The following is a 12,292-nucleotide window of genomic DNA, read 5'->3' on the forward strand; positions in this document are numbered from 1 at the left end:
TCGAGATTCAGTATTTTCGTCGTCGCTTTGATCGCTTTTAAAAGCTCATGCAAATCCGGGATGGAAGCTTCATATATGTTCATCATCGACAGAAGCAGATCCTGAAACGCCCCCATATACCATTTCGGTTCAAGGCCGATCCGCAAATGAATGGAAGCGATGCGCTGTCTTTTCTCAATGAACTCATCATCTATCGTGCCGGCGAACATTTCGTGGATGTGACGGCGTAATGTTTTTTTCAGGCGCTCGACCGTGCTGTGGTCGTTAATGATCGTCATTAATGATTTTTCGTGATCCAGGTTTCGGTAAAAGGAATCGACGATGGTGGAAATATGTTCTTTGATTAACGGCTGCAGCTCTTCAAGCACATGAAGCTCTTCGTTTCCAAGCCTGACCATTTTCAGCTGCTTTTTGACATCTGCATATTGATTTGAAAGCTCGATGCGTTTTTTGCCATCGGCTTCTGAAAAATAAGCTGTTTCTTTTTTGCTGTCTTTTTTAAATAACAATATTAGTTCCTCCAGATATTCTCTTTTTCTTTTTATCGGTTTGGAAGGAACTTGAATGAAGGAATCTGGTAAAAATATTTTAATGCAAAAAAATAAAACCATTCATACAGAATGGTTCAGTTAATCTTGCGTGATGCGCTTCAGCGGCTTGATGGCGGGACCTTCGGCAACCCCGCCGTCAGGTGTGAACCGGGAGCCATGACAAGGGCAGTCCCACGTCCGTTCGCCGTCATTCCATTCAACCTCACAGCCTAAATGGGTGCATGTCGTGTCGACAAGATGCAGGCAGCCTTTTTCATCTTTATAGGCGCCGGCCCGTTTGCCGTTTACCGTTACGATTTTTCCCTCTCCGGGCTGAAGGGACTCAGGTGAAGCGTCCGGCCTCTCAAGTTTGCCCGAGATAAGGTGTTTGGCTACGTCGGCATTATAGGAAATCAGTTTTTTCAGCCCCGGATCTGCGTGGAAACGTGACGGGATAAACAGGCCGGAAAACGGGTTCTTTTTGTTTTGGATATGATCGGCCAAAAGCTTCGCCGCAAGGGCTGAGCTTGTCATGCCCCATTTTTTAAAACCGGTCGCCGCCAAAATATATTCTTCATCGCCTGAGATCGGACCGATGAACGGGATTTTGTCAATGGTGACAAGGTCTTGTGCAGACCAATGATATGGGATGTTTTCGACTCCGATTGTGTCTTCTGCAAATTGTTTCAGCGCTTCGTAATGCTCGGACATTTCTTTTCCTTGGCCTGTTTTGTGGCTTTCGCCGCCGACGAGCACCAGTTTTTCACCGTTCAGCTCTGTATAGCGCAGTGATCTGGACGGCTTGTCTATGCTGAGAAACATACCGTCAGGATACGCTTGCTTCGGTTTTACCGCGAGTACGTAGGATCTGCTGGCATACATTCTGGCGGCATAAAGCCCTCCGCCGTCATAAAAAGGAAAGTGGGAGGAGCAGACAATGTAGCGGCACTTGATGCCGTGTCTGTTTTTCGTGACCACCTCAGGCTGCGGTTCTTTTTTAATGTCAATTGCCGCCGTCTGTTCAAAAATCCGCGCTCCGTTTTTGACCATCTCTTTCACAAGCGCCGCACCATATAAAAGCGGATGAAATTGCGCCTGATTCTTCATGGCAAGGCCGAGCCTGCAATTAACGGGGACGGGAAGTTCTTTCACAAGCTCATGTTCAATGCCGAGCTTGGTGTAGGCTTCCTGCTCGCTGCGGATTTTTTTGACGCCGGATTCCGTATTCGTGTAAATATACGCGTCTTGTTCAATCAGCCTGCAGTCAATCGAAAGGTCCTTGATGATCTGCTTCATGTCTTCCATAGCGCGAAGATGGGCTTCGAAATACAGCCTTGCGCTGGTCAGTCCGATCTGCTGAATAAGATCGGCATAGATGAAATCATGCTGGGCGGTGATTTTTGCGGTCGTGCCCGCGGTCGTCCCGTTTAAAATCCGGTCTGCTTCAATGACAGCGACACGGAAGCCTCTTTTCGTCAGTTCGTATGCCGTTGTCAGGCCCGTAATTCCTCCGCCGATAACCGCAACGTCGCATTCCGTATCTTCAGTCAGGGCGGGAAAGGAAGGAATGTCAGCTGTTGCTTTCCAATAGGAAGCAGATTCCTCGTTTGAAAAAGCAGTCATTTCAAATTACCTCCTCTATTGTATATTCTTAATTTTTCCAATAAGTCTATATTCATACATGAAAGTCGTATAAGATGCTTAAATTACTCATAATATAGTAATTAATGTAAAGGAGTGATTAAATTGGCGAATCAGAAGAAGAAAACCTTGCCGCCGCAGCATCAAAACCGGCAGCCGGGCTTTGAATATGTAATGGACCCGCGCCCTGTGTTTGACAAACCGAAAGCGGCGAAAAGACTTGAAGGAAAAACTGCGATTATCACGGGCGGAGACAGCGGAATCGGACGCGCCGTATCCGTTTTGTTCGCGAAGGAAGGCGCAAATGTGGTCATCGTTTACTTTGATGAGCATCAGGATGCCGAAGAGACGAAGCAATATGTAGAAAAAGAGGGGGCAAAGTGTCTGCTGATCGCAGGTGATGTCGGCGACGAAGCCTTTTGCAACGATGTCATCCGTCAGGCGGGCCAAGCCTTTCCTTCCATTGACATCTTAGTCAACAATGCGGGTGAGCAGCACGTGCAGCCGGGGATTGAGAAAATCACGAGCCATCAGCTCATCAGAACGTTTCAGACGAATATTTTTTCAATGTTTTACTTAACGAAAGCCGCGCTTCCTCATTTGAAAAAAGGAAGTTCAATCATTAATACGGCCTCCATTACCGCCTACAAAGGCCACAAAACATTGATTGACTATTCAGCGACAAAAGGGGCGATCGTCACGTTTACAAGATCTCTTTCCCAGTCTCTTGTCACTCAGGGCATCAGGGTGAACGCAGTGGCGCCGGGGCCGATCTGGACGCCGCTCATTCCGGCGAGCTTCTCGGCGAAGGAAGTGGAAGTCTTCGGCTCAGACGTGCCAATGCAGCGCCCGGGAGAGCCTGTTGAGGTGGCACCGAGCTATTTGTACTTAGCAAGCGATGATTCTTCCTATGTCACGGGACAGACAATTCATGTGAACGGCGGCACCATCGTAAACGGATAATATAAAAAAGCCAATCCATTTGGATTGGCTTATTCACTCAGTTTGAGTGCAGCATATTCTTTAGAAAGCGTAAGGAACGCTTCTTTATTTTTATCATCAAGCGCTTTATCAATCTGTTTTGTCAGCGTGTGGAGCCGGCGTTTATACAAGGATTCGTCGAGCACCATTTGAATGTAAATATCGGCCATTGTCACATCGAATTCATTTGCTTTTTGCGTGTTGCGGGACTTCATGAGCTCAGTGTACGATTTTTTCTCTTTCATAAAGAATCCCCCCAATGCCTTTTTTATAGTATATGGATAACAGCCGGAAAAATCAATTAATTTTTATAATCTTTAGACAACTAATACTTGGAAATATATCGACATATCCTGCAAACTGACGAAAAATTGAAAAATAACATTGTATAAATGTTGTGAAAACGAAATTAAAAAATAATATTTAAGTAGTAAATTAAGACTAAATTATATCTTTAAAAGGTGATTTTTAGCTATATTCAAAAAAAACCTGTCGTTTTCCAATGACAGATGATAGATTATTAGTATAAATTTTCAAGAAAAGGATTGGAGGCTGCACATTATGTGCCAGAAAACACACGCACCCTTAGAAAGCTACGAAGTAAATCGTTCAACCATCGCTGTTTTGCCTGAGGAAATAGACGGTAAAATGGGGTCGAAGATCATTGAAAAAGATTGCATTCTATATGTCAGCATGAAGCCGATTCACATCATTGACAGAAGCTGCCGCTACTTTGGCTCCAGCTATGCCGGGAGAAAAGCGGGAACGTATGAAGCGATTAAAATTTCTCACAAGCCGCCGATTATGGTAGACCCTTCAAATCACATCTTTTTATTCCCTACACTTTCTTCTTCAAGGCCTCAATGCGGCTGGATATCTCATGTGCATGTTAAAGATTTTCAACCGACCGCATTCGGTGATACAGCGGTCACATTCTCAAACGGCAAAACGATGGAACTGGAAGTATCTTATCATTCTTTTGAGAATCAAGTTTACAGAACCGCCTATCTCAGAACCACTTTTCAGGACAGGATGGGCAGCCATATCCCGAAGCGGCAGGAATTCATGCTGTACCCGAAAGAAGAGCGGACTAAAATGATTTACGACTTTATTTTGCGGGAGCTGGGGGAGAGATATTAGAGAAAGCTGTGATGTGAAGGGACGGGCCCTTTCCTTTTTGGAGAGGGCTTTTTTGATTTACATGCCCGGGCAGAGTTGTATCGTCTCCGTCTGTTGGCTATGATGGTGGAAAGAGTTATGACATTATATTTTAGGAGAGATGGGCATGGATGTATTTGCAAAATATGTATCAGGAATCGACAATCCGGATCACCGGCTCAAACTAGAGGAAATCCTGTCTTGGACGGCTGACCGATTCCCGAATTTACAACCGCAGATCAAGTGGAATACGCCGATGTTTACTGATCACGGCACCTTTATTATCGGCTTTGCAGCAGCGAAGCATCATCTAAGTGTTTCCCCCGAAGAAGCGGGGATTGCGCACTTTGCCGATGACATCGCCCGCGCCGGCTACAGCGCCACTTCCCGTTTGTTCAGAATTCAATGGACTGAACCGGTGCATTATGATCTGCTTGAAAGCATGATTCAATTTAATATTCAGGAGAAGGCAGACTGTTCAGCGTTTTGGCGGAAATGAACGAAAAAATATTAAAGCACAAACCTGATCAGGAGCTTTTTTATGAAAAGTAATCCTAAGGGATTTGCGTTTCCGGCGGAGGATCATCATGCGTTCATCGCCTGAATACCCGGCTTCGGCGAAAACGGCTTTTCCTTCAGGCGAAATCTTCGCGGTAAAGTGCGGGATTGACATAACGAAACGCACGATGGCAGGAATCGTGCGTTCGGAATTCTTTATTTGACGACAGACATGCTGACGCTGCTGCCTGATACCGTCACTTTGGCAAAGTCCTGTGTATCCACCACAGGTGTGACTGCTTTATTGTCGATCGTGATGTTTGTAAAAGCTGTTGAGAAGTTTGATTTGATGTAAGGGCGCTGATCCTCTGATGTGACCGCAACGGTGGCGAGCGCTTTCCATTTTGAGACTGAACCTACATTTGTTTGGGCGAGTTCTGAAATGATGCGGCCGGTGTACCCGTCATTATTCGTGCCCCAATATGTGGCGCGGGTATTGCCGTTCAGATTTTTGTAAATGGTCAGTTGTACGGTGCTGCCGGGCCGGAAGCCTTTCGTATAGGTGAATTGGTTTTCTCCTTCCAGATACCGGACCTGGCTTTGCCCTTTTGAGCCGACTTTCATGATCGGTTTCCATACATGATACGTTTCACTGTACTGAAGCCCGATATCGGCCTCCGTGCCTCCGGTAAATCCTGAGTAAATATAGGCTGTCCCATTTGACACCTGAATCGAGCTCGGAAGCTGAATTTTCGTGACGAGAACAGAGCCCGTACTGTTCAGATAGGCCCTTCCGCCGATTCCTTTGCTGAGCTGGGACGCCGCTTCCGCCGTATTGGGGCTGATGACCCCTGGAATATCCGCAGTACATACACCGAATAGAACGGCTGAAGTGAGCACACCCGCAAGAAGCCCTTTTTTCACCATCATTTCTCCTCCTATCATCATAGTCAGATAGCGCTATCAATTCATATTATAAAAGGTTTTGGAAGAAATTCCATAAAAGAGATCCAAACAAATGTAAATCGAAACTTTTTTCCTATTTATCTTGTAAATGGAGATTATTTGAACTATGCTATGTTCAGCAATACCGCATCACTCAGGAGAGGGGATAGATAGAGTATGAAAAAGACGGCAGCTGTGCTTTTGTCTTTCGGTCTGGTGTTCGGATGTTCATACGGGGCGGGGCAGACGGCAGAAGCGAAAACAAAGGTGAAAACGTATCAAAACTGCAAGGCGCTGAATAAGGTGTATAAGGGCGGCGTGGCCCGGACGTCAAAAGTGAAAAACAAAGGCGGCAGAACAAAGTACAAGCCGTATGTCTCAAAAGCGCTTTACGATGCAAATAAAAGACTTGATCGTGATAAAGACTATATCGCATGTGAGAAATAAAAAAACAAGCCTCTTTAAAGAGGCTTGTTTTTTTACATTGATTCGATGGTGACGGCGGTTCCGTATCCGATTAATTCGGACGTGTTCTGTCCGGCGGTCAGTTCGAACCGCAGGCCGACGATGGCGTTCGCTCCGAGCTGCTCCGCTTCTCTGATCAGCCGTTCTTTCACCGCTTTTTTGGAGTCTTCCAGCATTTCGGTATAGCTTTTTAATTCGCCGCCGACAACAGATTTTAAGCCTGCAAGCAAGTCTTTTCCGATGTGACGGGACTGGACGATACTGCTTGTCACCAGGCCTTTTACTTCCGTAATCTGTTTTCCGGCGACGGTTTCAGTTGTTGTCATGATCATGGGCTTTCCCCCTTCATGTGTCTTACCGCTATTTTACCATTAAGCCGCCTTTTCGGCTGCGCTGATTTGTTTTTTTCTGACTGCGGCACTGACTGCAAACATGACGGCGGTGTTTAAAATCAGCGCGATGATGCCTGTATTCATGTCTTTCACGATTTGCGGAAGAAACGGAAAGAGGGTTCCGATGGTTGATTCGGTCAGCGTGATGAAGGCGACCGTCCCGACCCCGGCCGCTATGCCGGCAAAAGCGCCGTGGCTTGTGATAAAACGCCGCTTCGGCAGGCTGAATAAAAGCGCGGGGAAAAGCTGGGTGACAAGGCTGTAGCCCATTAAAAGCAAGGTGACGATGGTATTTCCGCCTTTCAGCGTAAAATATACGGAAATCAGCGCAATAACGGGTACGGCATATTTTGCGAGCCGTGAAACTTTTTTGTCAGTCGTGCCGGGCCGGATTGCTTTGTACACATTTTTGGCGAACAGCGTGCTTGAGGCCATGAGTATCATTGAACCGGGGACAAGCGCCGTCAGAATGCCCGCCGATCCGATCAGTCCGACAAACCAAGGATCAAAGGTTTTCACTGACAGCTTTAATAAGGCGAGATCCGTGTCCGCCCCTTTTAAACCGGGCACCTGCAGAATCGCCGCAAATCCGGTAAAGATGACAAACAGCAGGACAAGCTGATAAAGAGGCATGATGATCGCGTTTTTCCGAAACACCCGCGGATGCTCCGCCGAATAGGAAGCGGCAAAGGTATGGGGCCACATATAAAAGCCGAGAGCGGTCAGCAGGACGGTTGAGCTGAACCATGAAGGGCTCTGTCCGGTTTCAGAAAGTGTAAGAAATCCGGGTTTTGCGGCGTCGATTTGTTTGAACATCTCCGCAAAACCGCCGTAGTAATGAATGGGAAGATAAATGCCTAAATACAGGACGATGCCTAAAATCATGATGTCTTTGACGACTGATATCCACGCTGAACCGTGGATTCCTGAAATCATCACATAAATCGTGATGGAGACAGCGCCGATCCAGACTGCGGCTGATGGCGGAATCTGGCCGTACGACGTTGCTGAAACAATTAATCCGAGCCCTTTCAGCTGCAGGACGAGATAGGGGATGAGAGATGCGATGCCGACGAGCGATACGAGAATGCCGAGGAGCGGGCTGTTGTATTTTGAAGTAAAAAAATCAGATTGCGACATCAGTTTGTGCTGTTTGGCGTATGTCCACACGGCAGGCAGAAGCCAATATGACAAAATGTAGGCAAGACAGCCGTAAGCGATAATGTAAAAGGCGGGACCCCCTTTTCCGTAAGCCCATCCGCTTCCGCCGAGGAATGTGAAGGTCGTGTAAATTTCTCCCGCCATTAATAAGAAGACAAACATCGTGCCGAAGCCGCGTCCGCCCACCGTCCATTGTTCAAGATCCATCTTTTTTCCTTTTCGGGCGCGGATTCCGAGATATACACAAAACAGGAGCACGGCGGCCATTACGGGAAATGCGGCGTTCATTCCGTCTCACCCGCCTTGTTTTCTTTGTCCAATTTGTAAACCGCAGCCATCAGAACAGAAGTCAGCACCGCCCAGATGACGACATATGCGAGAATGAAAGGCATTCCGAAAACATAAGGCGTCACCCGGTTGGCGAATGGAATGCCGGCGAGAATTCCGAAAAAGGGCAGGGCAGCGAGAACATGAATCAGTTTCATAACATTCCTCCTTTTCATTGAAAACAGCGTGTCCCGAATTATAAAGAAAATCATGTCGAATGTATAGTGTGAATAGTCTGAATTTTATTGATTGAAAGGAAAAGCAGTCCCGACTGCTTTTTAAATGGCTGCAAGAGACAGGTAATACTCCAATAAGGCGGTTACCTGTTCCCGTATTCTCGGGTTGAAATAACGGTGTTTTTCTTCATAGCCGTTAATGGTGCATATATAAAGCGTAAATGCTTCATCTCTTTGGGCTTCGTATATTTTGATTTTACGCTTTCTTAACTCTTTTCGAACATCACTCAAATCCTTTTGTGCTAATTTTAAAGAGCAGCTGATAAGCTGTTTATAGGGTTGTTTTAATTTGAACGGGCACGAATCAAGCGCTTCGAGATCCCGATTCAGAATGGCGGCTGCCATGGGCAGAAACAGCCCTTTTTCGATGAGGTCGCGGGTGCCGCTCCGGATGTCAGGCATAAATACTCCTTCTTTCTTAAAAGAGAACATTTGTTCTTATTTTATACTCACTTACACGATATTTCAAGTCGGAAAATCTCGTAAACATTTTCGTTTTTTGGAGATAATGTGTAGAATAAGGATAGACAAACTCGTTAAGGAGTATAAACGTTGGAGCAATTTTTATCATATTTCACTGAGGAACAGCTGACGGAATGGTTCCAAAGCTATAGAGCTTTCGGCCCGGCGGCTGCGGTTTTACTGCCTTTTATTGAAGCGTTTCTTCCGTTTTTGCCGCTTGTTGTATTTGTGGTGGCGAATACGAATGCATTTGGGCTGTGGGAAGGTTTTTTTCTGTCGTGGCTTGGATCTGCGGCAGGATCACTGCTTATGTTTTATGCCGTCCGCCGTTTCGGACAGAAAAGAGCTTTCGGTTTCATCCGCAGGCATCAGACCATAAGGCGGATGATGCTGTGGGTTGAGCGGCACGGTTTCGGTCCGCTGTTTATTTTACTTTGCTTCCCCTTTACGCCGTCCGCTGCGGTTCATATCGTTGCCGGCCTGTCACGGGTGGGGGCGCTGCAGTTTGTATCAGCCGCCGCTATGGGGAAAATGGTCATGATCTTTATGATCAGCTTTATCGGGTATGACCTTCACGCGCTCTTTACACAGCCTTTCAGGATGGCGGGCGCCTTAACGGTGATCGCGGTGCTGTGGTATGCAGGAAAGCATATCGAACGGCGTTTACAGACGAGGATCAGTCAGCATGAGAAAGACGGAGGGAGACAGGAATCTTGAAAAAACGATTTTGGTTTATAGCCGGCGTGCTTATCGTTGTTTTGGCCATACAATTAAAAAATGCCATTTTTATTGATTATAAAGTCGAAGGAATCAGCATGAACCCGACCTTTAAACAAGGAAATGAGCTGATAGTCAACAAGTTTTCCCATCGTTACAAAACGATCCGCCGTTTCGATATTGTCCTGTTTAAAGGCCCGCACCACAAAGTGCTGATCAAACGTGTCATCGGGCTCCCGGGCGAGTCGATCGCTTACAGGGAAGACCAGCTGTATGTGAATGGAAAACGGGTTTCAGAACCGTTTTTAAAACCGTTAAAGTCATCATTGTCCGCAGGCAGCCATGTGACCGGTGATTATACATTGAAGGAAACGACCGGGCGCAAAAGCATACCGAAAGGACAATATTTCGTTATTGGCGACAATCGCATATACAGCCTCGACAGCCGCCATTTCGGACCGATTAAGGATAAAGACATCGTCGGGGTCATCAGTGAATCAGACGCCAAGTGAACGGCGTCTTTTTTTCGGAAATGATTGTCAAAAAGCAGAGGAAAGACTATAATGGAGATTGTTACGCGTGAAACAAAAATCAAGCGTTTTATTTTTGGTGATTTTGTTGCGCGCGTAACAATAAATACGAAAGAGGGCTGATGAGATGGAAACACAAGCTGCCATTATCGGGGGAGGTCCGGTCGGCCTCATGCTCGCATCAGAGCTTGCGCTTGCCGGAGTGAAAACGACTGTCATTGAACGATTGAAGAAGACGGTGCCCTATTCCAAAGCGCTTATCATGCATCCGCGCACACTTGAGCTTTTTGCAATGAGAGGCATATTGGAACGCTTTTTGGATAAAGGGACGAAGGTGTCATCCGGCCATTTTTCGATGCTGGATACACGGCTGGATTTTTCCCGGCTGGATTCTAAGCAGAATTATTCGTTAATGCTGCCTCAGGCTGATACGGAGCGGCTCTTGGAAGAATATGCATCAAGTTTAGGCGCAGATATTATCCGCGGGGCGGAAGCGGTGTCCGTTACCCAGACGGATGACGGAGTGGAGACGGTGTTCCGGGATGAAAGCGGTATCCGCACCCTGCGCAGCTTATATGCCGCGGGTACAGACGGAGCGGGGAGCATTGTCCGTAAACAGGCAGGCATCGCTTTTTCGGGCACTGATGCCGACTTAATAGGAACCCTCTGTGATGCCGTTTTGAAAACTCCGCCTGAATCTGCCTTTTTTTCAACGTGCCGTCTGGCGGGATCGGTTGTCATTGTCCCTCTTACGGACGGACTTTTCCGCGTTCTGATCGTTTCTCCGCACGTCCCGCAAAAGCGGAAGGAAGAGCCGGTCACAGAAAAAGAGCTGAAAGAAGACCTGCGGCAGATATGCGGCACTGATTTCGGATTGAGTGATCCGGTGTGGACGTCAAGGTTCGGCAATGCCGAGCGTCAGGCCGAACAATACCGCTCAGGCCGGGTTTTTGTGGCCGGTGATGCGGCGCATATTCATTTTCCCGCAGGCGGCCAAGGGCTGAACACGGGGCTTCAGGATGCCTTCAACCTCGGCTGGAAGCTGGGGGCGGAAATGAAGGGGAAAGCGGCGCCTCATCTTCTGGACAGCTATCATCAGGAAAGGCACAGCGCGGGAAAAGAAGTGTTGCACAATATAAAAACCCAGATCAAGCTCATGGATTTTACCGAGTCAGGGATGGCATTAAGAGATACGATGACCGCTTTGCTCGATTTTCAGGAGGCCAACCGTTTATTGGCGGGAAAAGTATCCGCGCTTGATCTGCATTATGAACCGGACCCGGAGCTTGCGCCGCATTTCCTGAACGGAAAACGGCTGCCCGATATAGAGTTGATTCTTCATGACGGCCGGCCGGCCCGGCTGTATGATTTTCTTCACAAGGGCGGCTTTGTGCTGCTGGCATTAAGAGGAAGCATTCCCGCCGGTATTGATACGGACAGTGTGGCGACTGTCAGGGCGGCGCTTTTTGAAACACGTATCGGCTGGGATGACGTCCATTCTGTTTTGATCCGGCCAGACGGCCACGCGGCTTGGGCGGCCGGCGGCTCGGGACGTGAAGCGGAAGAAGCCGTACTGGCCGGTTTGGAGAGATGGGGACTTATCTGATACGCTTTTTTGCGCCTGTGTGATTGTTTCTTCCGTAACAAAACGTTATAGTAAAGGAAACAATTCATACGGAAGGGTGACTCAGCAGTTGGACAGAAGACAGCCAGACCATGCAAAACACATGATTCTTGAGGGGCTGACAGACATTTTCCACGAGCAGGAGAGGTGTCAGGAGGACATCAGGGCGTCATTAGCCGAACGGATGGACGAACTCCGAGAAGAAAACGGCAAAAAACTTCAGCTGACCTTGACGGAAATACACATTTTATCTTGTATCGGAGATCATGAACCGATCAATGTCACATCAATAGCAGAAAAAATGAAGACGACAAAACCGACCGTGTCGAGAAGCTGCGCGAAGTTTTTGGAAGCCGGATTTCTGCGCAGAACCCGGCTGAGCGACAATAAAAAAGAAGTCTATTTCCGGTTGACTCCTGCCGGAAAAGAGCTGCATTCCCTTCATCACGAATACCACGAAATGATAAAAAAGCGGTTCTTGGCATTTTTGGACCGCTATACAGATGAAGAACTGTTATTTGCTGAACGGCTGTTCCGTGATCTTTCAGCAAACTGGCGCTCTGTAAATGGCGTCGGGCAGCTGTTGAAATAAAAAAACACGCATCCTTATGCGTGTTTTTTTATC

16 protein-coding genes and 1 pseudogene are annotated in these 12,292 nt (G+C 47.3%); 9 read left to right on the forward strand and 8 right to left on the reverse strand.

Going from position 1 to position 12,292, the window contains the following annotated elements; translation table 11 throughout:
• Positions 1-23: 23 nt before the first annotated feature.
• Together ICW23_RS19200 and ICW23_RS00855 are read right to left on the reverse strand one after the other, a co-directional pair.
• Positions 24-611, reverse strand: a pseudogene (locus tag ICW23_RS19200) (protoglobin domain-containing protein); the annotation flags it as partial.
• 18 nt (positions 612-629) lie between these two features.
• Positions 630-2,153, reverse strand: coding sequence for an FAD-dependent oxidoreductase (locus ICW23_RS00855; RefSeq protein WP_188153877.1), 1,524 nt, complete (start codon positions 2,151-2,153; stop codon positions 630-632).
• Positions 2,154-2,276: 123 nt separating this feature from the next.
• On the opposite strand from ICW23_RS00855, the gene ICW23_RS00860 reads away from it, so the two are divergent.
• Positions 2,277-3,134: an SDR family oxidoreductase gene (locus ICW23_RS00860; protein ID WP_188153878.1), complete on the forward strand. Its 858-nt coding sequence runs from the start codon at positions 2,277-2,279 to the stop codon at positions 3,132-3,134.
• 29 nt (positions 3,135-3,163) lie between these two features.
• On the opposite strand, the gene ICW23_RS00865 is transcribed toward ICW23_RS00860, so the two are convergent.
• Positions 3,164-3,397 (reverse strand): IDEAL domain-containing protein, encoded by a 234-nt coding sequence (locus ICW23_RS00865; protein ID WP_016938310.1) that lies wholly within the window; start codon positions 3,395-3,397, stop codon positions 3,164-3,166.
• A 316-nt stretch (positions 3,398-3,713) separates the two neighbouring features.
• Here ICW23_RS00865 and ICW23_RS00870 point away from each other — a divergent pair, with 316 nt between their 5' ends.
• The 3 genes from ICW23_RS00870 to ICW23_RS19075 all read left to right on the forward strand — a co-directional run bounded on the left by ICW23_RS00870 (position 3,714) and on the right by ICW23_RS19075 (position 5,032).
• The gene (locus ICW23_RS00870; protein WP_188153879.1) at positions 3,714-4,292 is read left to right on the forward strand and encodes a competence protein ComK; all 579 of its coding nucleotides are present in this window, start codon (positions 3,714-3,716) and stop codon (positions 4,290-4,292) included.
• Between the two features lie 145 nt (positions 4,293-4,437).
• A complete protein-coding gene (locus tag ICW23_RS00875; protein ID WP_047476728.1) occupies positions 4,438-4,809 on the forward strand; it encodes an iron chaperone in 372 nt (123 codons plus the stop codon).
• Between the two features lie 88 nt (positions 4,810-4,897).
• Positions 4,898-5,032 (forward strand): hypothetical protein, encoded by a 135-nt coding sequence (locus ICW23_RS19075; protein WP_262481951.1) that lies wholly within the window; start codon positions 4,898-4,900, stop codon positions 5,030-5,032.
• Here ICW23_RS19075 and ICW23_RS00880 read toward each other — a convergent pair.
• The gene (locus tag ICW23_RS00880) at positions 5,025-5,735 is read right to left on the reverse strand and encodes a YrpD family protein (RefSeq protein ID WP_099745118.1); all 711 of its coding nucleotides are present in this window, start codon (positions 5,733-5,735) and stop codon (positions 5,025-5,027) included. The genes ICW23_RS19075 and ICW23_RS00880 overlap by 8 nt on opposite strands.
• Before the next feature lie 195 nt (positions 5,736-5,930).
• Between ICW23_RS00880 and ICW23_RS00885 the strand changes: the two genes are divergently transcribed.
• Positions 5,931-6,200 (forward strand): excalibur calcium-binding domain-containing protein, encoded by a 270-nt coding sequence (locus ICW23_RS00885; protein ID WP_016938305.1) that lies wholly within the window; start codon positions 5,931-5,933, stop codon positions 6,198-6,200.
• 32 nt (positions 6,201-6,232) lie between these two features.
• Here ICW23_RS00885 and ICW23_RS00890 read toward each other — a convergent pair whose 3' ends face one another.
• The 4 genes from ICW23_RS00890 to ICW23_RS00905 all read right to left on the reverse strand — a co-directional run bounded on the left by ICW23_RS00890 (position 6,233) and on the right by ICW23_RS00905 (position 8,736).
• Positions 6,233-6,550, reverse strand: coding sequence for a YbjQ family protein (locus tag ICW23_RS00890; protein ID WP_016938304.1), 318 nt, complete (start codon positions 6,548-6,550; stop codon positions 6,233-6,235).
• 39 nt (positions 6,551-6,589) lie between these two features.
• Positions 6,590-8,059, reverse strand: coding sequence for a sodium:solute symporter family protein (locus tag ICW23_RS00895; RefSeq protein WP_049628227.1), 1,470 nt, complete (start codon positions 8,057-8,059; stop codon positions 6,590-6,592).
• Positions 8,056-8,256, reverse strand: coding sequence for a DUF3311 domain-containing protein (locus ICW23_RS00900; protein WP_003155162.1), 201 nt, complete (start codon positions 8,254-8,256; stop codon positions 8,056-8,058). Before ICW23_RS00900 ends, ICW23_RS00895 begins: the two co-directional genes overlap by 4 nt.
• 120 nt (positions 8,257-8,376) lie before the next feature.
• Positions 8,377-8,736: a YhjD family protein gene (locus tag ICW23_RS00905; RefSeq protein WP_016938302.1), complete on the reverse strand. Its 360-nt coding sequence runs from the start codon at positions 8,734-8,736 to the stop codon at positions 8,377-8,379.
• 150 nt (positions 8,737-8,886) lie between these two features.
• Between ICW23_RS00905 and ICW23_RS00910 the strand changes: the two genes are divergently transcribed.
• The 4 genes from ICW23_RS00910 to ICW23_RS00925 all read left to right on the forward strand — a co-directional run bounded on the left by ICW23_RS00910 (position 8,887) and on the right by ICW23_RS00925 (position 12,259).
• Complete coding sequence (locus ICW23_RS00910) at positions 8,887-9,513, forward strand: TVP38/TMEM64 family protein (RefSeq protein WP_016938301.1); 627 nt, start codon at positions 8,887-8,889, stop codon at positions 9,511-9,513.
• Positions 9,510-10,025, forward strand: coding sequence for a signal peptidase I (gene lepB, locus ICW23_RS00915; RefSeq protein ID WP_045925291.1), 516 nt, complete (start codon positions 9,510-9,512; stop codon positions 10,023-10,025). The genes ICW23_RS00910 and lepB overlap by 4 nt, the downstream gene beginning before the upstream one ends.
• A gap of 145 nt (positions 10,026-10,170) precedes the next feature.
• Positions 10,171-11,649: a monooxygenase gene (locus ICW23_RS00920; RefSeq protein WP_188153880.1), complete on the forward strand. Its 1,479-nt coding sequence runs from the start codon at positions 10,171-10,173 to the stop codon at positions 11,647-11,649.
• An 88-nt stretch (positions 11,650-11,737) separates the two neighbouring features.
• On the forward strand, positions 11,738-12,259 hold the full coding sequence (locus ICW23_RS00925; protein WP_047476733.1) for a MarR family transcriptional regulator: 522 nt from the start codon (positions 11,738-11,740) through the stop codon (positions 12,257-12,259).
• Positions 12,260-12,292: the final 33 nt, after the last annotated feature.

The organism is Bacillus sp. 1021 (assembly GCF_014534735.1).
Lineage (GTDB): Bacteria > Bacillota > Bacilli > Bacillales > Bacillaceae > Bacillus > Bacillus siamensis.